The sequence below is a fragment of the Amycolatopsis sp. WAC 01375 genome, from assembly GCF_003947325.1.
Taxonomy (GTDB): domain Bacteria; phylum Actinomycetota; class Actinomycetes; order Mycobacteriales; family Pseudonocardiaceae; genus Amycolatopsis.
The window spans coordinates 182,589-205,331 of record NZ_QHHW01000014.1; the positions used below are offsets into that span (position 1 = coordinate 182,589).

Sequence of the window (22,743 nt, forward strand, 5' to 3'; positions counted from 1 at the left end):
GCGGCGTGTTCACGACCAGGCCGGAACTGGCCGGCACCCACGGCATGGTGGCATCGACGCACTGGCTGGCTTCGGCCACCGGCATGGCGGTGCTCGAAAACGGCGGCAACGCCTTCGACGCGGCGGTAGCGGCCGGGTTCGTCCTGCAGGTCGCCGAGCCGCATCTGTGCGGCCCGGCGGGGCAGGTTCCCGGCATCTTCGTCACCGCCGACGATCGAACGCCGCGCGTCCTCGCGGGTCAGGGGGTCTCGCCCGCGGCGGCCACGCCCGAGTACTTCGCGGATCTCGGGCTCGACTTGATCCCCGGCAGCGGTCTGCTCCCCGCGACCGTGCCGGGGGCGTGGGACGGCTGGCTCCTGCTCCTGCGGGATCACGGCACGAAGTCGTTGCGCGAGGTCCTCGGTTACGCGATTTCCTACGCGCGCAACGGGATTCCTCTGGTCAGCCGGGTCGGTGACACGATCCGCGCGGTACAGGACCTCTTCACCGAGCACTGGCCGACGTCGGCGGCGCTCTGGCTGCCGGACGGCAAACCCGCCGAGGGGCTGCATCGCAATCCGGCGCTCGCGGACACGTGGGAGCGGCTGGTCACCGAGGCCGAGTCGGTCAGCGGACGCGAGGCGCAGATCGACGCCGGACGCCGCGCGTGGTCGCAGGGCTTCGTCGCCGAGGCCATCGATTCGTTCAGCCGCAAGGCGTTCCGCGACGACTCCGGTCGCGATCACGCCGGTCTGCTCACCGGTGAGGACATCGCGGGCTGGGGAGCGACGTACGAGGACGCGTTGCAGGTCGACTTCGGCGACTGGGGCCTGGTGAAGATGGGCGCCTGGACGCAAGGCCCGGCGTTGCTGCAGCAGGCGCGGCTGCTGGACGGCCTTCGCGGCGAATTGTCCTATGTGGACGGAATTCCGACCGAACGCACCGTGCACTTGGCAGTCGAGGCGACAAAGCTGGCGTTCGCCGACCGCGAGGCTTGGTACGGGGATTCCCCCGACGTGCCGATCGAGTTGCTGATCTCCCGTGAATACGCGGAAACCCGCCGGGCGTTGATCACCGAAGAAGCGTCCGCCGAACTCCGGCCCGGTGGTCCCTCGCCGAGGCTGCCCGCGATTCTCGAGAAGCTGCGCGGACTGGAATCCGGCTCCGGCGCGACGGGGGAGCCGACCGTCGGGCCGCTGGGTGAGACCCGGGGCGACACCGTGCACATCGACGTCGTCGACGCGGCAGGGAACATGATCTCGGTGACGCCGTCGGGTGGCTGGCTGCAATCGAGCCCGACGATCCCGGACCTCGGTTTCTGCCTCGACTCTCGCGGGCAGATGTTCTGGCTGGAGCAAGGCCTGCCGAACTCGCTGGCGCCGCGGAAGCGGCCGCGAATCACGCTTTCGCCGTCGATGGGCCTGCGCGATGGCGAGCCGGTGCTGGCGTTCGGGACTCCCGGTGGTGACCAGCAGGACCAGTGGCAACTGTGTTTCTGGCTGGCGCACACGCTCGGCGGGCTGAACCTGCAGGAGTCGATCGACTCGCCCGCGTGGCATACGACCGCGTTCCCGAGTTCGTTCTACCCGCGCTCGTGGACGCCGCGGGAACTCGTGGTCGAGTCACGGCTCGGCCAGTCCACAGTGGACGCGCTGGCCGCACGCGGACACGCCGTCGTCGATGCCGGACCTTGGGCGCTCGGACGGCTTTCGGCCGTTTCGCGTTCCGGCGGTCTCTTGCGTGCCGCCGCGAACGCGCGCGGAATGCAGGGCTACGCCGCGGGCCGCTGACGCTCCCCATGCCGTGAGGGCCTCCTTCCCTACCCTCAAAGTAGGGAAGGAGGCCCTCACTACGTGACCCCAGGCCCTAAGTTGTCCACAATGCCTCCCAGCTGTGGACAACTCGGCTCACGTCCGTTTCCCCGCCCCCATCGGCGATAGACTGGCTTCGGGGTCGCCCCCCTGGGAAGGGCGGGGGGTTGGGGTAGTGACTCAAGAGCGCGGCTGTTCCCAGAGCCAGAATTCGATGCCCTGGTCGTCCACGCAGTCGGCGCTCAGGCCGTAGGGCTGCTGTTCGGTTTCGCCGACCTGGCCGCCTTGGGCTCGGACACGGTCGAGCGCGGCGGCGAGGTCGTCGACGGCGTACATGACCTTCCAGCCGACTTGGCGCCCCGGGCCACCCCAAAGTCCGCCTTGCAGGCCGGAACCTTCGACGCCCCAACCGCCTTCGACGCGCCCGGGCGAGAACTGCCAGCCGAGAACGGCGCCGTAGAACGCCTTCGCGCGTTCGTCGTCCGGGACCTGGAAGGTGAAGTAGCCGGCTTCGCCGTGCCGGATCGGCCGCGCTCCCGAGGTCCCGGAAGGAGCGGCTTGCGACACCAGCCACCGTTGGCCGTACGGGTCCTTGATCGTCCCGCTCAGCCCATGGCCTTCGTCAGCGACGGGCCGCTCCAGCACGCCGCCCAGTTCCGCGGCCCGCCGCGCGGACGCGTGGGCATCCGGGACTTCGATCCGGATCAGTGTGCCGCCTTCGGGCGCCACCACATTGCCCAGTTCGGGGAATTCATCCGCGAACATCAGCACGCTGTTCCCGATGGCCAGTTCCGCGTGCCCGACCCGGCCGTCCTCCATCACGATCGGATCGGACCGCCGCCGCGCCCCGAACACCTCGACATAGAAGTCGAGCGCGGCACGCGCGTCGGTGACCACGAGATAGGGCGTCAAGGAACGTACTTCGGCTGTATCTGTCTGAGTCATATCGGCTCCGTTCAGGACGGCGCGACGCAGGTTGTCGCGCAGTTCGGCGGCGAAGAGCGGGTCAGGATCGAGAGGCCGCGAAGGTGCGCGAAGCGCGTCGAACGGATCAGTCATCGCAACCCTCCTTCTCCTGATAAGCACGCCGGAACGCGGCACGGGCCCGCACGAGCAACGCCTCCGTGGCATGCACCGTGCGCTCCAGATGGTCGGCGACCTCCGGTACCGGGAGGCCGTCGACGTAGCGAAGCGTCAACGCGGCCTGGTGATGTGCCCCGAGCGACGCGAGCACATCGCGCGCCAGAAGCGCGTCCAGCCGCTCGTCCCACGGATCGCTGTACTCCTCCTCGTGGACGAGTCGCAGCCCGCGTTCCTCGCGTTCCTTGCGCCGCCAGTGATCGGCGAGCTTGTGCCGGGCGACGCCGATCAGCCACCCGGTGCTCACTGCAGGCGCGTATTCCTTGCGACAGGACCTCACCGCGCCGAGGAACGTCTCGGACGTCAGCTCCTCGGCGAGGGTGCGATCACCGCACCGGGACAGCAGGTACCCGTAGACCTCCGGCAACGCCGTCTCGTACAGCGACAGCAGCGCGAAGGCCGGGTCCCGGTGCACCCGTGGTTCCGTCACATCCCCATCGTCGCTCGGGGAGCCCGAACTCCGACGGGTGAAATCGAACTTTCTCAGTTCCGCGGATCCGGCAGCCGCCGCGCCACCGTGATCACGCCGACCGTCAGCACCGACTGAATCCCGATGACCAGCACGAACGCGCCCTTCATCCCGAGCGGGCCCGCGCCGGCGGAAGCGAACAAAGTCCCCAGCGTCGCCACCCCCAGCGCCATCGCGGCCTGCTGCGACGTCGTCAGCATCCCGCTGCCGACCCCGGCGATCTCCGGCGGCACCTTCGACAACACGATCCGGAACACCGTCGTCATCGCGAGCCCCTGGCCGAGACCGCACAGCAGCATCCCCGGCACGAAATCGAGCACACCCAGCGTCGGCCATCCCAGCAACACGGTGCCGATCAGCGTCAGCAGCCCGAGCAACTGCACCGAAAGCCCGACGGTCACCACCCGCTGCCCGAACCGCGTCACCAGTCGGCTGCTGACCAGGCACATCGCGAAGAAGGCGAGCGAAAGCGGCGCCGTCACCAGACCGGAATCCAGCGGGCCGAGGTGCAGGCCGTCCTGCAGCGTCACCGCGAACACGAACATGAACGCGCTGAACCCGATGAAGAACGGCACCCCGACCAGCAACCCCTGCCGCACACTCGGCATCCGCATCACCGAGGGCGGCAGCAGCGGGACACCGCGTGCGCGCTCCATCCGCCGTTCGACGTGGACGAACGCGGCCGCGGCGAACGGGAACACGACGAGCAGCACGACCGTCCACAGTGGCCAGCCCAGCACGGGCCCTTCCGCCAGCGGGAGCAGCAAGGACACCAGGGCGATCGCCAGGAAGATCGTGCCTGGACGGTCGATGCCGAGCGGATTCCGCGAGCGGCTCTCCGGGATCAGCCGCCGCGCGACCACCAGGCCTGCGATCCCGACGGGCACGTTGACCAGGAAGATCGGCCGCCATCCCGTGCCCCACAGATCGGCGGCCACCAGCGCCCCGCCGAGGAACTGGCCGAGCACCATCGAAAGGCCCGCTGTCGCGCCGTAGAGACCGAGCGCCTTGGACCGGCGCTCGCCGGTCGTCGTCGCCTGGATGATCGACAGCACCTGCGGCAGCATCAGCGCGGCCGCCGCCCCCTGCGCGGCCCGCGCCAGCACCAGCGTCAACGCCGTCGGCGCGATCCCGCAGAGCAGGGAAGTGACGGTGAACGCGGCCAGCCCGATCAGGAACAGCTTGCGGCGGCCGAAGGCGTCGCCGAGCCTGCCGCCGACGACGAGCAGGACGGCGTAGGCGATCCCGTAGGCCGCGACCACCAGTTCCAAGGTGGCCGACGAGGTGCGGAGATCCGACCCGATGGCGGGCAGGGCGATGTTCACGATGAAGAAGTCGATGAGGGGAAGTGCCGCCCCCAGCAGCACGGTGACCAGGCCCGCCGAAGTCAGGGCCGGTCCGGCGGCGACGCGGGCAGGCGTCGCCGGAACTTGCGTCGAAGTCATGAGTACCACGATCAGCCGATCGGGAACCTGGTACCAGGAGTGTGTTTATCCTGGTACCACCACTACCTGGTAACCGGCTTCGAGCTTTGCGAACCTGATGAGGTGACCATGACCGTCGATTCGCGAGTGGCCGAGGTGCGGCGGCACGAACTGGCCGCGTTCCTGCGCAGCCGCCGCGAGCGCATCACCCCGGACCAGGTCGGCCTGCCGATCAGCGGCAGGCGCCGCACACCGGGGCTGCGCCGCGAAGAGGTCGCGCAGCTGGCCGGCGTCGGGATCACCTGGTACACGTGGCTCGAACAAGGACGCGACATCAACGCGTCCGACCAGGTGCTGGACGCGATCTCCCGCACGCTGCGGCTCGACCCGCACGAGCACAAGCACCTGTTCACCCTCGCCGGCGCGCCGGAGCCGCCGCTGGAAAAGGACTGCAAGCTCCTCAGCCAGAACGTTTACCGGATGATGGACAAACTGGAGCCGTTCCCGGTCTGCGTGCGCAACGCGCGGTGCGACATCCTCGCCTACAACCGGGCCTACGACTGGTTGATGGGCGGCATCGACGCGATCCCGTTCGGGGAGCGCAACACCCTGATCCAATGCCTGACCAACCCCGAGTGGCGCCGCAGGCTCCCGGACTGGGAGCTCAACCTGCCCCGCGTGATCGCCGGTTTCCGCGCGGCGATGGCCGGGCACCTCGCCGAGCCGGCGTGGAAGAACCTGGTCAAGCGGCTGCGGCAGGAATCGGAGCTCTTCGAGCGGATGTGGAAGGAGCACGACGTCTCCAGCGAGCGGATCGTCCTCAAGCGGTACCTGCACCCGGACGTCGGCCTGCTGCGATTCGAGTTCTCGTACCTCTACCTCGGGCGGCGTTCCGAGATCTCGCTGGCGACGCTCACCCCGGCCGACGAGGAAACCGCGGCGAAACTGCCCAGCTCCTTCTGAAGGGGGAGGCGGACCAGGCTCGCGAGGGAGTCTTTCCGCGGCGGGAACGCCGACGCTGAGAGCATGACCGCAGCAGTCTCCGCCCCCAAGATCTCCAGTTCCCGCTTGATCGTCTGCTATGCCGCGATCCTTGGCACCCTGCCGTACCTGACCCTCAAGGCCTCCTGGGTCACCGGCGGCAGCCTCGGCCTCCGCGATCCGTCCTTTGTGGACTCTCAGCTCATGCTCTTCGCGAATCTGCTCACCGGCGGGATGGACGTCGTCGCGGTGATCCTCGCGCTGGCGTTCACCTACTCCTGGGGCCGCCGGATCCCCGCGCCGCTCGTGCTCTTCCCGATCTGGATCGGCACCGGCCTGCTCGCCCCGATCGTGCTGAACCTCCCGGTGATCGTCGCCGACCTGATGAAACCGCAACTGGCCGAACTGCCACTGGAGAACTGGGTCTGGGCCGTGGTCTACGGCGGATTCGCCTGGCAGGGCATCATGCTGCTGACCGCGTTCGTGCTCTACGCCCGCGACCGCTGGTGGTTCGTCGTCACCGGCACCGTGCGGGCGGGGACGATCGGCGTGGCCGGCCTGCTCGGCATCACCGCCGCACTCGTCTCCGCGATCGGCCACTCGATCTGGGCGTTCGGCTCCGGCGGCATGTCGGCCCGCGGCCAGGACGTGGTGATCGCGGTGCTCAGCGTCGTCGCCGCGATCGCGCTGGCGACCGTGGCACGAGGACGGTTCTGGCCGCGGCTGGTGCTGGTGTGGACCGGCGCCGGGGCGATGGCGGGCTCGGGAGCGTGGGGGCTGTTCGGCGCGTTCACCATGGGATCCGGCGGCCAGGTGCCGGTGCTGGCCGTCCAGGCGATCGGCGGCGTGCTGCTGATGACGTCGGTCCTGCGGCGGCTACCGCACGCGGCGTAGCCGAGAAGCCGCTTTTCAACGGACGCAGCTCGCCCCCACCACGGGTAGCTTTCGTCCTGTGCTGCTGAAAGAACGGTTTCCGTGGAGCCCCTGGGTGGGCCGCGTGCTGCGCGTGGTGCTGCCGCTGGGGTTCGTCCTCGGTGCCACGAGCGGCGCTTCCCGCTGGCAGCCTGACGCGCCGCCGCTGACCCAGTCCGGCGTGTTGTGGCTGGTCGCCACCGCGGTGCCGCTGCTGATCGTGCACCGCTTCCCGATGACGGTCTTCCTGCTCACCTCCGCGCTGACGCTCGGCTACTACGCGTCGGACAACCCCGGCGGGCCGGTGATCGTGCTGCCGACGATCGCGTTGTTCGTGCTCACGAAGATCCGCGGGCCGATCGTCGCCGGGATCACCGGCGGATCGCTGCTGCTGGCCACCGGGATCGCGTTGTTCGTCCGGCACGGGTTCGACGGCTTCGATCTGCGAGCCGGGCTGGGCCTGGTCTGGGTGGTCGCGGTCGTCGGGGTCGGGACGGCGGTGCGCAACGGGATGGCCGCCGCGCGGGCCCGCCGCGAGCAGGCCGACGAGCACCGGCACCGGATGGCCGAGCAGGAGCGGCTCACCATCGCCCGCGAGGTGCACGACGTCGTCGCGCACAGCCTCGCGATGATCAACGTGCAGGCCGGGGTCGCCGCGCACGTCGCCGACAGGCGTCCCGAGCAGGCGAAAGAAGCGTTGCTGAACATCAAGGAGGCGAGCGCTTCGGCGCTGAAGGACCTCCGCGCGACGCTGGCCGTGCTGCGTTCGGGTGAAGACAAGGCGCCCGCGCCGAGCCTTTCCCAGGCCGAAGAGCTTTTCGAGCACGCGCGAGCCGCCGGGCTGGAGGTCCGCGTCGACGGCGAGCCGGGTGAGCTGCCCGCGCCCGTCGACGGCGCCGCGTACCGGATCCTCCAGGAATCGCTGACCAACGTGGTCCGCCACGCGAAGCAGGCGAGCGGGGTCGACGTCAGGTTCGAGCGGAAAACCGGTGCGCTGACGTTGCTCGTCCGCGACGATGGTCGTGACGCCGTCGAACCCGCGCCCGGCCACGGGCTGCGCGGGATGTCCGAACGGGCGGCCGCGCTGGGCGGCGCGCTCACGACGTCCGTGGTGGACGGCGGATTCGAGGTTCGCGTGGATTTGCCCATCAAGGGGGAACAATGACGATCCGGGTGGTCCTCGCCGACGACCAGGTGCTGGTGCGCGCCGGTTTCCGGGTGTTGCTGGAGACCGAAGACGGTTTCGAGGTCTGTGCCGAGGCAGGCGATGGTGAGCAGGCCGTCGCGGCCGCCGTCGAACACCGGCCGGACATCGTCGTGATGGACGTCCGGATGCCCGGCGTCGACGGGCTGGAAGCGACGCGGCGGATCACCGCGAACCCGGAGCTGGCCGGGGTGAAGGTCCTGGTTCTCACCACCTTCGACGTCGACGAGTACGTCTACGAGGCGTTGCGTGCCGGCGCGAGCGGGTTCCTGCTGAAGGACACCGACCCGGTGGAGTTGCTGCGGGCGCTGAAGGTGGTCGCCGCGGGCGAGGCGCTGCTCGCGCCGACCGTGACCCGGCGGCTGATCGCGGAGTTCGTCGACCGGCCGGAGAACCGCCGCATCGACGTGAGCGCCGTCCGCGAGGTCACCGACCGCGAACGCGAGGTGCTCGGCCTGGTCGCCGGTGGCATGTCGAACGACGAGATCGCCGCGCATCTGGTGATTTCGACGGCCACCGCGCGGACGCACGTCAGCCGCATCATGACCAAGATCGGCGCCCGCGACCGAGCGCAGCTGGTGGTGCTGGCCTACGAATCCGGTCTGGTCAGTCCTCGCCGGGGGTGAGTGAGATTCCCCCAAAAAGCTGAGATTGCCGAAGTTCGTCGCAGATCACGGGTCGTGATCGAGCGCGCTGGATCGCTGACCCTCCGTTAAATCGCCCTCGATCCAACCCTGCTGCGGGCAGTGCCGGCCGGGTCGTGCATCTGCACGTGCATCGTCACGGTCGATAGACCTTCGCTTCGACCAGGGGAAATGTCGGGCTCGGCGAAGTGGCAGCCGATTTCCGGTCGAGGCGTCCAACCGATATGCCCGTACGGCCAATCCGGATTTTCCGGTGTTTTCACCGGTGATCCGCGAAAACTGGCGGCCTTTTCGGGCACGGTCCGTGACTTTCTTCTTCGGTGGACGTCGAAGCAATTGTTACTTTCCGTCGTGAAATGGCCGAATAGGGGCACCCTGTATGAGTGTCGCGAGCGTCGGGTTGCTTCCTCGCAATGGCGCTGAGCAGTACTCTTCGGAAGAACGGCCGCAGGGCACGTCACCTACAGGACGTGATTCTCACCCGGCCGGGCAGGGGCTTGATCGCTTTCACTTCTCACTGGGAGTCACTATTGACGACAAATACTCCTGATCCCCTTCTGGTGATCACCGCGGGCGTCGTCGTTCTCGCCTACATCGTTTTCGCCGCGATACTCACCCGGCTCTTGCTCGCCGGAAAGGTCGCTCAACCGGCGAAGGTCATCGGGTCGGTCGCGGCTCTCGTGGCCGGGCTTCCGGCGATCCTCTACGCGTTCGCGGCGGTGATCGGCTGATGGGCGCGGACTTCCTGGCGGCGGCCACCGAACGCCAACGGCAGCGGCTGCTCGAACTCGGCAGACATGTCGACCACCCGGCAGGCGCCACCCTGCTCAACCAGGGGGAGCCGTCGCCACCGGTGCTGATCGTGCGCTCCGGTTTCGTGAAAGCGCTGCGGACGGCTCAGGGCGACACGGTGCCGATGATCGTGGACCTGCTCAGCGCGGGCGACGTCCTCGGCGTCGAAGCCTGCCTGGCGTGCCGCCCGAGTCACCTTTCGTTCGTGGCCACGAAACCGGTACGCGTGCTGGAGATCCCACAGGACGCCTTCCACGGCTTTCTCGGCGAAGACAAGCAGGCCATGGCGTGGATCGCCGCCGACTCGGCCCTCCGGCTGCGGCGGCGGGACATCGCGCTGGGTTTCGCGACGGCCAAGGTGCGGAGCAGGTTGACCGCGTTCCTGGCCCGGTTGCAGGCGCTTTACGGAATTCCCCACGCGGAGGGGATCGTCATCGACGTGGGACTGAATCACGCGGACATCGCGTCCGCGATCGGCGCTTCCCCCGCGTCGGTGAACGCCGAAATAACGAAACTGAAGAAAGAGGGCTATCTGACCACGGGATACAAGACGATCCACGTGAAAAAGCGCCTGCGAGAGGACGGCCCGCCGCTCTTTCCGCTCCCTGCCCGGCCGCGGCGAATTCCGCAGATGCGGCTGGGCAGGCGGGTGGCGATGGGGTGACCGGACGAGGTCAGCCGCGCTTCAATTGCAGCGCGAGCCGTATGACGAACACGACGGCCAGCGCGGCGACCAGGGCGATTTCCCAGGCCATGGCGGCTCCTCCTCGTCCGGCACCGAACGCTCCGATGCTCTGCCCATAAGGCGCATCACCGGGGGAGGACGTTCACCGACACGGCCTGACTCACACTTTCGGACTAACGCCACGCCCACCGCAAGTGCAATGAAAGGCCCCTTCATTGCAAAATTTGCAATGAAGGGGCCTTTCATTGCACGCGAGGGAGCTACAGCGCGCTGCCGACCGCGGCCCACACCCGATGCGGGTCGAGGTCCATCGGCCGCGAGTCCGGATCCGGCCGCAGCCGCCGCAGCAGCACCTGCTGCACCAGCGTCGTCGGCCGGGCGCCCGCGGACACCCGCCGCCAGAACAGGTGATCCTCCAGGCCCTCGAACAGCACCTCGGTGTTCCACCCGCCGAATTCGTCGATCAGCGAGCGCCGCACCAGATAGCCGCTGCCCAGATACGGCAGCGTCCGCAGGCGCCGTTCCTCCGGCGGCAGCGCGCCGACCAGGCCGTCGACCGGGTCCGCGACCGGGCAGTGCACGACGTCCGCGCCTTCCGAAGCGGCCAGCAGGCGCTCCAGCAGGAACTCCGAAGCACGCATCCCGCCGTCGAGAACCAGCAGCCACGACGCCGTCGAACGCTCCAGCAGGGAGTTCCGCGTGAGTCCGCGGCCGAGTGGGGTGTCGTGCAGCAGGACGTCGTACGGGCGCGGACGCGGCCACGGGTGCACGCCGTCCTCGCCGACGAGCACCTTCCGCGGCACCACACTGCCGGTGAGCAGGTCGTTCGCGAGTTCGTCCGGATCGACTTCGCCGGTCCGGCGCACGATCAGCACGTCGACGTCGGCGGTGCCCGCCGGCGAAGCCGCCGCGGGCTCCCAGCGTCGCGTGGCGACCCGCCGCGCACCTGCCGCGCGCTGCGCGATCCGCGCCGACAACGCCGTCCCGCGTGCCGAAGCCGGGCCGGCGGCGGACCGGTCGCCCGCGAACCGCGCGTCGAACGACGGGGTGTCGACGGCCAGCGCGTTTTCCGGATTCCGCAGGCTCGTCGCCAGCGCACGCGCCGGCGCGATGTCCGCGGCCGGCGCCGAACCCAGCGAAGCCGCCAGGTCGATCAGGTGCCGCGCGGACGCCGTCATGTCCAGCGACTTCACGAAACCGTAGGCGGCCGAACGCAGGTGCCGTTCCCGTTCCGGCTCGTCGGCGAGCGCGGCGGCGACCGAGCCCAGCGCCTCCGGCCGCGCGAGGACCAGATGCTCGCCGGGGACCAGCGGTTCGACGTCCGCCGAGGTCTCGCTGACCACCACGCAGCCGTTGGTCATGGCTTCGAGCGTGCGCACCCATTCCAGGGTCTGCTTCTGCTCGCGGTGCAGGTTCAGCAGGAACCGCGACCGCGCGAGGTGCTCGAACTTCGCCTTGCCCGGCAGGAAGTCGACGCGGGCGGCGGTCATCGGCTCGTGCGGCGGGGTCAGCAGCCGCGTCCGCAGCCCGGCGAGGTCCCGCGCGTACGAGCCGAGCAGCACCGAACGCCGCCGCTCGGCCGTGCCGAGGTAGGTGACGTCGAGGTCGCGCGGGCTGTCGAGCTCTCCGCCCCACAGATCCCACAGCGGGCTGTAGCCGAGCTGGAAATGCTCGACGGCGATCCCGCGACGCCGCAGTTCGGCGGTCGAATCGGTGTTGATGTCGACGGCGCCGCCCAGGATCGACAGCAGTTCGGCGTTGCGCTCGAAGGTCGCCGTCCCCGGATGCTCCACGCAGAACCCGATGGTGCGGCGGCACTGCGCGGCGGTCGGGAAGTCGGCGTCCGGGACGGTCACGAAATACTCGTGGGGGACGACGACGTACACCGTGTCGTTCCCGGCATCGGGGTACCTGCCGATCGCGGTACTTGCCTTGCCGCCCGCGGTGCGCACGGCGTCGGCGACCACCTCCAGCAGTTCCTCCATGAAGGCGGAACCGCCCTCGGCGGAGACGAAGCAGAGTTCGGTCACGACCGGTCCATCTTCTTCCGTACGACCCGCAGCGGCGCGGTGACCCGCCAGCTGACGGTGCGGCGCGTGGCGTCGAGTTCCCTGGCCATCTCGGCGGCGAGACGTTCGGCGTTGAGCAGCCGCTGCCGGTCGGCCGACGGCTCGCCACCGGGCAGGACGTCCGCGTCGACGACGCCCGCCGACACCACGAGTTCGGCGTCGAGCAGCGCGAGCCGCAGCTTGTCCCGCTCCTCGCGGCAGGTCTTCAGTTCCGCGCGCAGCGAGTCACGCTGCTGGTGGGCGAGCAGGACCTCGGCCTCCAGCGCCTGCAACCGCGCCTTCGCGACATCGAGTTCTTCCCGCTGTGCGGCCAGCCTCTGGTTCACCTCGGCGGACTCGCCTTCGTCCGGCGCGGCGGCGGTGGCCTCGCGCAACTCGTGTTCGGTGTCGGCCAGCTTCGCCTTCAGCCGGTCCTGCTCGGCGGTGAACACCTGCCGCTCGGCACGGAGCCGGGTCAGCTCGGCCTGGACACGGCCGGGAATGTCGGTGTCAGACATGAACGCCCCCACTCAGTTCGGTCAGGATTTCGGAGTACTCGCGCGCGTAGCCCGCCGGGTCCAGCCACGGCAGCAGTTTCTCGTGCGCGGCCTTCGCCATCTCGCGGCGGCGCGTGGCCGACGTGCCGAGCGCGCGCAGCAACGCCGCCGTCAGCGCGTCGACGTCGTTGGTCTCGAACAGCCAGCCGGTCTCGCCGTCGACGATCATCTCCCGCGCGCCGAACACGTCGGTCGCCGCGACCGGGACGCCACAGCAGACGGCTTCGAGGATCGACCGCGGGAGTGACTCGATGTCGGAGCTGTTCACGAAGATGTCCGCGGCCTGGAGCCAGCGCAGCGGATCCGGCTGGATCGGCACGAGACTGACCGATTTCTCCAGCCCGGCGCGCTCGACGGACTCCTCCATCGCCAGCCCGTACGGCGAGGGGTGCAGGCCGACGATCGACAGCTTCGCCTCGGGGTGGACCTTGTGGATCCGCTCCATCGCCGAGATCAGCGGCGCCTGTCCCTTGCGGGCTTCCGCGATGCCGATGTTGACCAGCACGATGTCGTCGGGCGAGTAGCCGAGCATGTTGCGCGCCTGCCGCCGCGTCTCCGACCGCGTCCGGCCGCCGAACTTGTGCATCGGCGTGCCGTAGCGGACCGTCCGGCACCGCTCCGGCTTGCTGTACGGGAGGAACATCTCGCGCGTCGCGTCCGCGACGAACAGCAGCTTGTCGACCTCGGCGAGGGCGCTTTCCCAGCGCCGCCACACCGCGGCGGGCGGCTTCACCGGGCCCCAGTTCTGGTAGGCGAACGCGGGCAGCGAGAAGCTTTCGTGGATGACCCACGCCGTCGGCATCCCGGCGCGCTTCGCCGCGTCCGCGCCGACGAAGCCACCGAGAGTGTTGACGAGCGCGACTCCCGCTCCGGAGCACTTCGCGAAGCGCGCCAGCTCGGCGACGTGGCCTTCGTAGGCGGGCACCGTCTGGTTCCGGTAGTGCGTCGTGACGTGCACGGGGATGCCGAGTTCGTGGCAGTCCGCGCGCAGCGGGCCGTCGGTCTCGCTGACCAGGCTGACCTGCCAGCCGTGATCGGTCACCATCCGGCTCAGCAGTTCCTGCAGCCACAGCTGCCCGCCGCCGACGCCGAGGCTGTGCGTGAACACCAGCACATGCTTCGGGTCGGTCGGGATGTTCACGCGCGCCATCGCGCGGGCGGTGTCCCCGGCCAGCTCGTCGGCGAGTTCGGCGTCGTCCAAGTCCGCGACGGGGTTGCGAAGCGTGAAACTGCGCTTCGCCGACACGACCTCGCCGACGCCTTCGGTGCGGTACCGGACGCGAAGCGACAGCGTCCGCTCCTCGCCGTACGGGAGATCGACAGGTACCCAGGCCTCGAAGCCGCTCACCGCGGCGTCGTCGAATCCGGGGAATTCCTTGGGAACGTCCTTGCGCGGCAGGCGGGTGCGCGCGCTGACCGTGCCGCCGCCCTCGACCATGACCTCGATCAGGCTCGGCGCGCGGCCCTGTAGCAACGCCCACCCCGTCACGTAGACGACGTGTCCTTCGCTGACCTTGCCCTGCTTCGGCGCTTCGAGTTCGCCCAGCCACAGCGGTTCTTCGCCCGGCAACGTTCCGACGTGGACGGTCGCCTGGTTCAGCACGCGCTCGTCCGGACCGGTGACGACGATGTCCTGCGTGCCCGCGGGGACCCAAGATCCCGGGACCGCGCGCCAGCCGAAGGTGCCTTCGGGTGCGCCCGGGCACGGCTCGGGGAACAGGTTCGCCTCGACGTCCGCGATGGTCACGGACATCTCGCCGATCCGGCTGATCCCGGTCGTCCAGCCCCGGAGCTCGAACATGTGCCCGACCGGCCGGGCCGGGGTCAGGATGCCGGCGGTATGCAGGCTCGTCATCGCTTGGCTACCTCGTCTTCGTTCGCCGCCACACCGGCGCCGACCTTGGGTGAACGGTACTCGTGGACGGTTCTCGCCAGGCGCGTTCGCCAAATCCCGTCGATCGCCACCCGCACCTCGTCCGTGCCGTGCGCGGTGCCGCACGAGGCGATCGTCGAGAAGGCGACCTCACGCGCCACCGCACTGTCCACAAAGGAGGGATGGAGTCCGATCAGCACGCCGAGCCAGCCCGCCAGGTCGCGCATCGACCCGCCCGCCGCCGCCCCGGGCCAGCCCGCGTCGGCGAGTTTGTCGGCCAGTACGAGCACTCCGCGTTCGATCACTTCGGGCACGCCGGCGCTCTCGTTCCGCCACTCGAGGTCTATCGGGCGCAACGTCTCGCCATCGACAAGCACGTTGTGCGGCACCAGATCCCACAACGCCTCGACCCCGCGCGAGGCCTCCGTGCGGACGAGATCCCGCCATCCGGTGAGCAGCTCCGCGACCCGTTCCGGCTCGTCGAGCAGGACTTCGACCATCGTCGGGGCGTCGTACACCTTGTCCGCGCACGGTCCGACCGAGATCCCGGCCACCGGCGACGACGGGACCAGCGGCGTGCGGCGGACCTCGGCGCCCTCCCCGGTGCGCACGACGTCGGCGCGCGTGCAGGCGAAAGCGGCGCGCTCGGCGGTGTTGAAGTAGGTCGCGAGCCGGTACGGGGGCCAGAGCGCGGCGGCGCCGGCACCGCAGAGCAGGGCGAGTCCGTTGGCGGGACCGCCGGCGATCGCCGCGGACAGCCGGGGCAGTTCGGTGTCGATCTGCGGGCCGCGCACCGCACGGGCGACCTCGTGCCCGGGCGAACAGAGCAGCTCACGCTGGACTTCGAGTCCTGCCGCCGCCAGCGTCCTGGCGACACCGCGCGAAGCCGTCAGCACCACGACGGCGCCCATCGGTGACAGCCGTTCGCGAACCGAGTCCAGGAGGCTTCGCGTCGCGTACGGCTGCTGGACGACGACGAGGTCGTAACCGTCGGCGGGCGGCCGGTCGTGCACCGTCACGGTGCCGAGGTCACGGGTGCGGAACCGCACCGCGGCCGCGCGGACCGGGTCGGCCTCGACGGCGTGCACCGTCTCCGAGATCTCGCCCAGATATCGCGTCAGCCCCCCGAAACCGGCCCCGACCTCCAGCACCCGCGCCGCCTTCGGCACCACGAGCGCCCGGAGGACGTTCGCGGCACCGTGGTCGAGGGGAACACGCTCGGCGGCGTCCCGGCCGGCGAAGTGCAGCTCGTCGGACAGCGAACCGGCGTCCTCGGCCAGGGAAAGCAGGGTGGTGAGCAGCCGTGCCGTCTCGGCGGTCATCGCTCAGCTGGTGACGGCGTAGTTTTCCAGCGTCTTCTTCACCGCACGCTGGTACGTGCCGCTCAACGCCTTCTCGCCCTCTTCCCCGCCGAGCGGGTTCTGCAGGATGTCGACGCGGACGATGTTGTTGCCGCTGATCCAGGTGCCGCGGTAGGAGCCCTTGTCGCCGTCGATCTTCTTCTGGAAGTTCAGCTTCGGCGGCATCCCCGGCAGCGGCTCGGTGATCTGCACGAATCCGTTGGTCGTCTGGTACTGGCGCAGCTGCTTGATCAGGTCAGCGGCGGCACCGGGGCTGGTCAGCGGGATGACCGTGACCGAGATCTTCGCCGGCTGCGGCCCGGTCTCGTCCGGCTGCTTCTGCGAGCCCCGGTACGCGACCTGCTTGACCCCGGCGGCGATCACCAGATCCGCCTCGGCCTTCTCCAGGCCGGCGAGCTCGGCGAGCTGGGCCACGGGGATCGCGCCGCTCTTCGGGTCCTCTTCACCGGACTGTTCCGGGATCTTCTCGAACAGCAGCTCTTCGGGCGTTTTCGGCTTGGTCGACGACGGCGGGGCGGGTTGCGGCTGGGACGACTGCGGCGCGGCCGTCGGATCCGGCGGGGTGTCGCCACCACCGGAGAAGGCGAAGTAGCCGCCGACACCCAGACCGGCGAGGACCAGGACGGCGACGATCGCGATGATCGCGATCTTGCCGCCCTTGCCCTTGGGCTTGTCTTCGAACAGCTCCGGGCCCTGCTTGACCCACTCCGTGCTGCCGACCGGCGAGATCGGCGGGAAGTCCGAACCACCCCACGGCGGGCTGGCGTCGTTGTCGGTCCAGCCCTGCTGCTGCGGCTGCTGGTAACCGTGTTGCGGCTGTTGTTGTTGCTGCTGCGGGAAACCGCCCGCGGGCGAGGCATGACCCTGCTGGGGGAAGCCGCCGGCCGGGGACGCCTGCTGGCCCTGCTGCGGGAAACCGCCGGGCGGGGACGCCACCGGCGGCACGACCTGGGTGCGGTTCGGATCGGACTGCTGTTGCTGCCAGTTCGGGACGACCTGGGTGCGCTCGCCCTCGCCGCCGTTCTGCTGCGGCTGGTTCACCGGCGCGATGATCTGCGTCGAGTCGGCGCTGGGCTGACCGGGTTGCTGCGGCGCCTGCTGCTGAGGCGGCGCGGGCGGCTGCTGCTGGAACGGCTGCTGCGGCTGTTGGCCGGGCTGCTGGACCTGCTGCTGCGCGGGGTCGCCGTACGCGACAGCCGAGGACAGCACCTGGTCACGGCGGAGCCGGTAATCATCGGCGGAGAGCCGTCCAGATGCGAGCTCTTCGTCCAGATTGCGCAGCTCTTCCTGCCAGGACACCACCGGCCCCCTTATCCGATTCCCGCCGGGAGGAACGCTCCCGGCCGTCGCGATACCACCACTGCGGTGACCTCGCACATTCTGCACTGCCCGGACTGGCCGCGCCCCCGCGGGTCGAATCGTGATCTCCCCGCGACCTGCGTTTCTCAGCCCGCCGGGAGAACGGTGTCCAACGAGGTCAGTGTCTGCTCCAGACGGGTGTCGAGCGCCTGCGGGTCGCCGCCGAGCGGCTGCGAGACCCACGTCGTGACGGCCATCGTCCCGGAGACGTAACCGATGCCGCTGAGCTGGCCGTTCTGGTTCGCGCCGACGAGGGCGAGCCGATCGCCGACGCGCTGCTCGCGCAGTCCGGCGTCGATCGAGTTCTCCCGGAAGTACTTCACGATCGAAGCCGCGTCCTTCGCGTCGTTCGCCGGAATCACCAGGACGAGGTAACTGTTCGTACCCTCGTTCGAACCCTTGTAGGTGACGGAAGCGACGTTCTTCGAAGCGAGGTAGTCGCCCGCGGCCTTCGAGTAAAGGCTGAGTTCGACACCCTTCGCGACCGACATCGTCGAGTTGTCCTTCGACGGTGTCCCCGGCAGCGCGGGGAGCCGGTCCTCCAACGGCGTCTGGGCACTGTCGGGCTGACCCGACGGCGCGAGGCCGTTCGGCGGCTGGGCCACGCTCTGCGCCGGCGGCTGCTCGGCGACGTTCGAGGACCGGGAAGTGCCCAGCCACAGCGTTCCGCCGATGATCAACGCCAGCACCACCAGCACCCCGGCGCCGATGAACAGCCACGTCGGCTTGCGTTTGCCGACCACCGCGTAATCCTCGGCCGGCGCTTGGTGGCGCGGGCCGGGCTCCGGCGTCAGCGGCGGAAGCGGCCGGTTCGGCTCGCGAATCGACGGCTGGTTCCTGGCGGGCGGCGGGGTGGCACGCAGATAGACCGTCGGATTGATGTCGGCGGGTGAGGGCGCGGTGGTCTTGTGGTCCGCGATCCGGGGGATGCCCGCCTTCTTCTCCGGCTGCTCGACAGGCGTGTACACCGGCTGGGTCTGCTGGTACGGCTGGGTCTGCTGGACGGTGACGGCGGGCGGCTCGACGGGCCGCGCGGCGGGATTGGTGCTGTGCCACGCTCCGCCCGGACGTCGCAGTGGCGAGGGGACCGGGGACGGCATCGTCCCGCCGGAGGCCTCTGCCAGGAGCTCATCGCGCTTACGTCGGTGTTCGGCGTGTCCGATGCGACCCGCGGCCAGCTCGACGTCCAGCTGTCGAAGCTCGTCTTGCCAGCTCATTTAGCCCCCTGCCGCCGGGTGTGGGCAGCCAGTGTTGCATGCACCCTTATGGGTGGTTGATGTGGTCTTTCCCCATTCTTGCGTCCACTCACGACCTGGTCCAGCACGGTTTTGAAGGACGCCCACGAGCTGACGGTCACCGAGGCGACCAAACGGGGAGTTGCCGGACTGGTCGCCGACGCCGAAAGGGTGACGCGCTGGTAGTCACCCGTCATCCTCGGCCGGTCGCCGACAAGGGGCGGCGCACGTCGCTGGACGAGGTCATGGCCGCCTTCGGTCACACCCGGGAATCGCTTGCCGACATCGAGGACGACGAGTAGCTCGATGGTCCAAGTCGCTTTCACCGAGGCAGCCCTCGACGATCTGCGTCGGCTTGGGCCGGATGTCGTCCCCGAGGTCCTGAAAAAGATCATGTTCCTTCTCGATGACCCGAAGGCAGGCTACCCATTGGGTGGGAACCTCACGGGCTTTCGCAAGTTGGTCGTCGGCCGCGATCACTGGCGGATCGGGTATCGCCTGGACGAGAACGGTTCAGTGGAGATCTGCGAGATTTGGCGTGCAGGGGCTCGATCTGATGCTGAGGTCTATGCGGAGGCAACCTCGCGAGTGGCGGCTGCGGCTGACGAAAGTCCTGAGGTTCAGCGTCTCGCGGATGTGATCGCCAAGCTCGGTCGGTTGGCAGGCGATGTGGTCGTCGAGGCCGAGCCGCAAGGTGAGCCGGTGCCTGACTGGCTCGCGAATCGCCTCATTCGTACGGCGGGTGTCTCGCCCGAGAAGGTCACTGCTCTTGATCTTGAGCAAGCAGTGGATCTCTGGACCGCGTTCACCATCAAGCCTCAACCTTGATCAAGGTGCCGCGGCGATGATCTCGATTGCAGAAGCGCAAACGTATCGTCCGATAGTGATTAGACCTGCATATATAGCATCAAAGCTATGACATGGGGTACCGTGGAACTGGAACCGGAGGTTCGCGACTGGCTGGAGAGTTTGTCCGCGGCGCGCTTCGCGACAGTGGCCTTCTACGTGGATCTGCTCGCGGAGCGAGGCCCGCTGTTGGGTGAGCCGTACACGCGACAGCTCGATGGCAAGCTGCGGGAGTTGCGGTTCCATCTGGACGGAGAGGCCGTGCGGATCACTTACTGGATCGCATCCGGCAGGCGAGTCGTGTTGCTGACCGAGTTTCGGAAAACCCGCATGCGCGACGAGCGTGAGGTGCGGCGGGCGCGGAAGGCGATGTGGCGATGTGTTGCTCGACGGCATACGACCGATGAGCACGAAGGGGAGTGAGAACGATGGCCGAGCGGACCGACTGGCGGCGGCTTCGCGAGCGGCGGATGGCCGAGCCGGGCGCCGTTGACGCGTACGAGGCCGCGAAGCTGGCTTACGACCTGGGCAAGACCGTGCGTGAAATGCGCGAGGCACGTGGCTGGTCCCAGACGAGGCTCGCCGCCGAGGCGGGGATGACGCAGTCCGCTGTCGCGCGATTCGAGGCGGGAGGAACGGTTCCGACCATTCCGGTGCTGGAACGGCTGGCGCATGCCCTCGAAGCCGATCTCGACGTTCGCATCACTCCGCGTCTTTCCACGGTGTGATGCTCTTTCGGCTGGTCAGGCGCGGATGGCCGGTTCCGCCGGTACGGTGGCGGACGTGGGAAGTGCCGGATGACGGAAATCGACGCCTGTCGCGGCGCGCTGCGCGAGCTGGCCATCGGCAGGCTCGCCGGCCGTGACGTCCGCACGTCCCACCTGGTCGAGGCCGGTCTGGACGCGATCGTCGCCGGACTCGACACCCCGTCCCTCGCCTTGCTCGCCGGGCTGGAGTCCTCCGCCGAAGCCACCGTCGACAAGGTGTTCGGCCAGGTCGTCGACGAACTGGGGCTCGAACTGCCCGCCGATCCGACGGCCGCCCGCTGGTCGCTGATCCACGGCTGGCTCACCGCGATGGTCGACGGCCGCCTCTCTCCCGCGGCCGGTGGCGCGCTGATCAGCGAGGTCGGCGAGCTGCTCGGGTCCCCGCCGTCGCTGCGGGGGATCACGCGCTGGTCGGCGATGCTCGAGAACTGGATCCCGACCGACCTCACCCCGAGGGACGTCTGCGAGGTGCCGATCCTCGAGGAATCAGCCGAGCTGCTCGAAGGTCCCTGGCCTCCTTCCCCGCGTCACCCGTAAAGCCCCGGTTTCTGTCGTACATGTGTTCTAAAATGGGTGTTGTACAGCAGGAACAGCGGCGAAAGGCAGACACGGATGGCCTACATCACCCTGCCCACCTTCGTGGGGTACAGCACGAGCTCGGGTCCTTCGCGTTCCTCGTTCGTCCGGCGCTGGCGCCGTCAGTACGAGGACCCGGCCAGGGGCGGGTTCAACTTCTACCTCCGTGCCGCGAACGCGATCCGTGCCGGACGGATCTCCGGGCGGGATCGCGAGGTACTGCGGGCGCTGGTCGAGAACGCGGACGAGCGCACGCGGCCGCACTACAGCGAGATCGCCAACGGCTGGCTGCGCTATGTCGGGCGGCGTGACCTGCGGCTGGCCGAGGTCGGCCGGTCACGATGGCGGCTCGGGTCGCTCGAGGTGGGCATCAACCCGCATCTCGGCCTGCGCAAGGGCGACGGCCCCGTCTACGTCACCTGGCTCTACTTCAAGGAGGAGCCGTTGAGCCGGGACGCGGCGCAGATGGTGCTGTGGCTGCTCGAACAGACCATGGACGAGCTGCGCCCAGGCGGACGGCCGCTCGTGGTCGACGTCCGGCGTTCGAAGGAGTTCGCGTTGTCGCCGCGCGATCGCGACAAGGTGCGGCCGTGGGTACGGAGTGAGGCCTCGGCCTTCATGAGCCTTTGGGAGGCCGCCGCGTGAGCGAACGACGGCGGGCCCGCCTTCCGTGGGTCCGCCGTTCACGCACCGTCATTCTCACGGTTCCGGCGGCGGCGCAAGACACCTGATCAGGTGACAGTTTCGCGGAGTACGCCCACGAGCTGGACAACTTGGGCCCTGAACACGAAGCTTTCCCAGTCTTAATCGGCCGAACCACCGAGGGTCGCTCGTGAACAACGCTTGGGAAGCCATCTCCAGGGTCGCAGATGAGCCCGCCTGGTACTGGATCTACGACAAGCTCGCGTTCTGGCCGAGCACCTACGCGCACGCCTGGCCCGGTTTCCGTGAACCCGCTCCATCCGTCGCGTGGGATCTCGCGCCAGGGGGACTCGACCGCTCGTCGGCCGAATTCCGGCTGGGCCCGTACGCCGTCGAGCAGAACGACGTCGCCCGTGTCGCCCTCTCGGCGCTGAAGGACTGCGTCGCCGAGGACGAGTGGGTATGGGTGCTGCACTGGCAGCACCAGTCGTACCGCTTCTACCCGCATCGGCACGCCGCGCTCGACCCGTGGCCGGTCCCGGTGTTCCCGCGCACGGACTATCACCTCTTCCTGGCGAACGACTTCCGCTTCGGCACGCTCGGGCATCCGTGGGAACGGACGTTGTGCGTCTACGGCGAGAAGCTGGTGCCCGCCTTCGAGAAGCACGGCGAACGCGTCTTCAAGAACGAGCTCCGGCGCAACGGGGCACCGGCCGTGATGGCGGGCTGACCACCGTCCGGCGGGCGGACCTGCCTAAACTCAGGCGGGTGTTCGAATACCACGGGTGGGTGACCATCCAAGCGAGCCCTTCCGGCGATGACGACGCGGCGCTGCTCGAGCGGATCGTCGAGCGGGTGCACCGCGCCGTCCGCGACTTCGGCGACGCCGATCTGCTCGACCTGCGCTGGGCCGCCGGGGTGCCGGTGCTGCATCTGGGCGGGATGGACAAGCACGGCACGGCGATCGCGCCCGAACTGGTGGACCTGTTCACCCGCGTCGGCGACCTCGCCCCCGGCTCCTACGGCCTCCTGCACGTCTGGGACGACCAGGATCCCGAGCACGACAACGAATTCAAGGTGTATCGGATGGCCCGCGGCCTGGTCACCGAACACGGCGACGAGCACCTGTCCCCGGTCGCGCCGACCGTGCTGGACGGCTACGAGATCTGAGCCGTCCGCCCACGCTTTTCGTGGATGATCGAATTAGGCTGTTCGGCTGGTTACCCGGCCCGTATCGATAGGTGGTCTCATTTGTCGCAGTGGCGGGAGCCGAAGGTTGCCGACTCTCAATGAGTCGGATGAGCTGATTTCGAAGTTGCGTGAATTGGCGGAAGATCCCGTGCTCGGCGGGCAAGTCGAAGATGCTTTTGACGACATGGCGGCGTTTGTCGAATCGAATCGCAACACTTCTTGAGTAGCCGTACTCAAGACACCGGGG

General features: G+C 68.9%; 24 protein-coding genes. 15 read left to right on the top strand and 9 right to left on the bottom strand.

What is annotated here, in order from left to right; genetic code table 11:
- Window positions 1-5: 5 nt before the first annotated feature.
- Window positions 6-1,769, top strand: a complete 1,764-nt coding sequence (locus tag DL991_RS05895; RefSeq protein ID WP_125781729.1) for a gamma-glutamyltransferase family protein — start codon at window positions 6-8, stop codon at window positions 1,767-1,769.
- Window positions 1,770-1,970: 201 nt separating this feature from the next.
- Here DL991_RS05895 and DL991_RS05900 read toward each other — a convergent pair whose 3' ends face one another.
- From DL991_RS05900 to DL991_RS05910, 3 genes are read right to left on the bottom strand one after another with little or no spacing between them, the layout of a single operon-like run.
- Window positions 1,971-2,849, bottom strand: a complete 879-nt coding sequence (locus DL991_RS05900) for a VOC family protein (RefSeq protein ID WP_125781731.1) — start codon at window positions 2,847-2,849, stop codon at window positions 1,971-1,973.
- On the bottom strand, window positions 2,842-3,360 hold the full coding sequence (locus DL991_RS05905) for an RNA polymerase sigma factor (RefSeq protein ID WP_125781733.1): 519 nt from the start codon (window positions 3,358-3,360) through the stop codon (window positions 2,842-2,844). Before DL991_RS05905 ends, DL991_RS05900 begins: the two co-directional genes overlap by 8 nt.
- Window positions 3,361-3,413: 53 nt before the next feature.
- Window positions 3,414-4,844 (bottom strand): MFS transporter, encoded by a 1,431-nt coding sequence (locus DL991_RS05910; RefSeq protein ID WP_125781735.1) that lies wholly within the window; start codon window positions 4,842-4,844, stop codon window positions 3,414-3,416.
- Between the two features lie 108 nt (window positions 4,845-4,952).
- Here DL991_RS05910 and DL991_RS05915 point away from each other — a divergent pair, with 108 nt between their 5' ends.
- The 6 genes from DL991_RS05915 to DL991_RS05935 all read left to right on the top strand — a co-directional run bounded on the left by DL991_RS05915 (window position 4,953) and on the right by DL991_RS05935 (window position 10,020).
- On the top strand, window positions 4,953-5,786 hold the full coding sequence (locus DL991_RS05915; protein ID WP_125781737.1) for a helix-turn-helix transcriptional regulator: 834 nt from the start codon (window positions 4,953-4,955) through the stop codon (window positions 5,784-5,786).
- A gap of 63 nt (window positions 5,787-5,849) precedes the next feature.
- Window positions 5,850-6,698, top strand: a complete 849-nt coding sequence (locus tag DL991_RS05920) for a hypothetical protein (RefSeq protein ID WP_125781739.1) — start codon at window positions 5,850-5,852, stop codon at window positions 6,696-6,698.
- A gap of 58 nt (window positions 6,699-6,756) precedes the next feature.
- Window positions 6,757-7,881, top strand: coding sequence for a sensor histidine kinase (locus DL991_RS05925; protein ID WP_125781741.1), 1,125 nt, complete (start codon window positions 6,757-6,759; stop codon window positions 7,879-7,881).
- A complete protein-coding gene (locus DL991_RS05930; RefSeq protein WP_125781743.1) occupies window positions 7,878-8,546 on the top strand; it encodes a response regulator transcription factor in 669 nt (222 codons plus the stop codon). Before DL991_RS05925 ends, DL991_RS05930 begins: the two co-directional genes overlap by 4 nt.
- A gap of 578 nt (window positions 8,547-9,124) precedes the next feature.
- Entirely contained in the window at window positions 9,125-9,295 is a 171-nt protein-coding gene (locus DL991_RS42560; RefSeq protein WP_158632582.1) for a hypothetical protein, read from the top strand.
- Window positions 9,295-10,020 carry a Crp/Fnr family transcriptional regulator gene (locus DL991_RS05935; RefSeq protein WP_125781745.1) on the top strand — a complete coding sequence of 242 codons (726 nt, stop codon included), beginning with the start codon at window positions 9,295-9,297 and terminating at the stop codon, window positions 10,018-10,020. The genes DL991_RS42560 and DL991_RS05935 overlap by 1 nt, the downstream gene beginning before the upstream one ends.
- Before the next feature lie 281 nt (window positions 10,021-10,301).
- On the opposite strand, the gene DL991_RS05940 is transcribed toward DL991_RS05935, so the two are convergent.
- The 6 genes from DL991_RS05940 to DL991_RS05965 form a co-directional block, all read right to left on the bottom strand.
- On the bottom strand, window positions 10,302-12,071 hold the full coding sequence (locus DL991_RS05940; RefSeq protein ID WP_125781748.1) for a glycosyltransferase: 1,770 nt from the start codon (window positions 12,069-12,071) through the stop codon (window positions 10,302-10,304).
- Complete coding sequence (locus tag DL991_RS05945) at window positions 12,068-12,607, bottom strand: hypothetical protein (RefSeq protein WP_233598684.1); 540 nt, start codon at window positions 12,605-12,607, stop codon at window positions 12,068-12,070. Before DL991_RS05945 ends, DL991_RS05940 begins: the two co-directional genes overlap by 4 nt.
- Window positions 12,600-14,501: a glycosyltransferase family 4 protein gene (locus tag DL991_RS05950; protein ID WP_125781752.1), complete on the bottom strand. Its 1,902-nt coding sequence runs from the start codon at window positions 14,499-14,501 to the stop codon at window positions 12,600-12,602. Before DL991_RS05950 ends, DL991_RS05945 begins: the two co-directional genes overlap by 8 nt.
- A complete protein-coding gene (locus DL991_RS05955; RefSeq protein WP_125781754.1) occupies window positions 14,498-15,841 on the bottom strand; it encodes a methyltransferase in 1,344 nt (447 codons plus the stop codon). The genes DL991_RS05950 and DL991_RS05955 overlap by 4 nt, the downstream gene beginning before the upstream one ends.
- A 3-nt stretch (window positions 15,842-15,844) precedes the next feature.
- The gene (gene fliL / locus DL991_RS05960; protein ID WP_125781756.1) at window positions 15,845-17,182 is read right to left on the bottom strand and encodes a flagellar basal body-associated protein FliL; all 1,338 of its coding nucleotides are present in this window, start codon (window positions 17,180-17,182) and stop codon (window positions 15,845-15,847) included.
- Window positions 17,183-17,325: 143 nt separating this feature from the next.
- Entirely contained in the window at window positions 17,326-18,456 is a 1,131-nt protein-coding gene (locus DL991_RS05965; RefSeq protein WP_125781758.1) for a hypothetical protein, read from the bottom strand.
- A gap of 324 nt (window positions 18,457-18,780) precedes the next feature.
- Here DL991_RS05965 and DL991_RS05975 point away from each other — a divergent pair, with 324 nt between their 5' ends.
- The 8 genes from DL991_RS05975 (at window position 18,781) to DL991_RS42565 (ending at window position 22,719) form a co-directional block, all read left to right on the top strand.
- Window positions 18,781-19,302, top strand: coding sequence for a type II toxin-antitoxin system RelE/ParE family toxin (locus tag DL991_RS05975; RefSeq protein ID WP_125781760.1), 522 nt, complete (start codon window positions 18,781-18,783; stop codon window positions 19,300-19,302).
- 87 nt (window positions 19,303-19,389) lie between these two features.
- Window positions 19,390-19,743, top strand: coding sequence for a type II toxin-antitoxin system RelE/ParE family toxin (locus tag DL991_RS05980; protein ID WP_125781762.1), 354 nt, complete (start codon window positions 19,390-19,392; stop codon window positions 19,741-19,743).
- A 5-nt stretch (window positions 19,744-19,748) separates the two neighbouring features.
- Window positions 19,749-20,048: a helix-turn-helix transcriptional regulator gene (locus tag DL991_RS05985; RefSeq protein ID WP_125781764.1), complete on the top strand. Its 300-nt coding sequence runs from the start codon at window positions 19,749-19,751 to the stop codon at window positions 20,046-20,048.
- 69 nt (window positions 20,049-20,117) lie between these two features.
- Complete coding sequence (locus tag DL991_RS05990) at window positions 20,118-20,624, top strand: hypothetical protein (RefSeq protein ID WP_125781766.1); 507 nt, start codon at window positions 20,118-20,120, stop codon at window positions 20,622-20,624.
- A 75-nt stretch (window positions 20,625-20,699) separates the two neighbouring features.
- Complete coding sequence (locus DL991_RS05995; protein WP_125781769.1) at window positions 20,700-21,308, top strand: hypothetical protein; 609 nt, start codon at window positions 20,700-20,702, stop codon at window positions 21,306-21,308.
- A 187-nt stretch (window positions 21,309-21,495) separates the two neighbouring features.
- On the top strand, window positions 21,496-22,035 hold the full coding sequence (locus DL991_RS06000; RefSeq protein ID WP_125781771.1) for a DUF2716 domain-containing protein: 540 nt from the start codon (window positions 21,496-21,498) through the stop codon (window positions 22,033-22,035).
- 38 nt (window positions 22,036-22,073) lie between these two features.
- Window positions 22,074-22,475 carry an immunity 7 family protein gene (locus DL991_RS06005; protein ID WP_125781773.1) on the top strand — a complete coding sequence of 134 codons (402 nt, stop codon included), beginning with the start codon at window positions 22,074-22,076 and terminating at the stop codon, window positions 22,473-22,475.
- Window positions 22,476-22,581: 106 nt separating this feature from the next.
- Window positions 22,582-22,719 carry a hypothetical protein gene (locus DL991_RS42565; protein WP_158634390.1) on the top strand — a complete coding sequence of 46 codons (138 nt, stop codon included), beginning with the start codon at window positions 22,582-22,584 and terminating at the stop codon, window positions 22,717-22,719.
- Window positions 22,720-22,743: the final 24 nt, after the last annotated feature.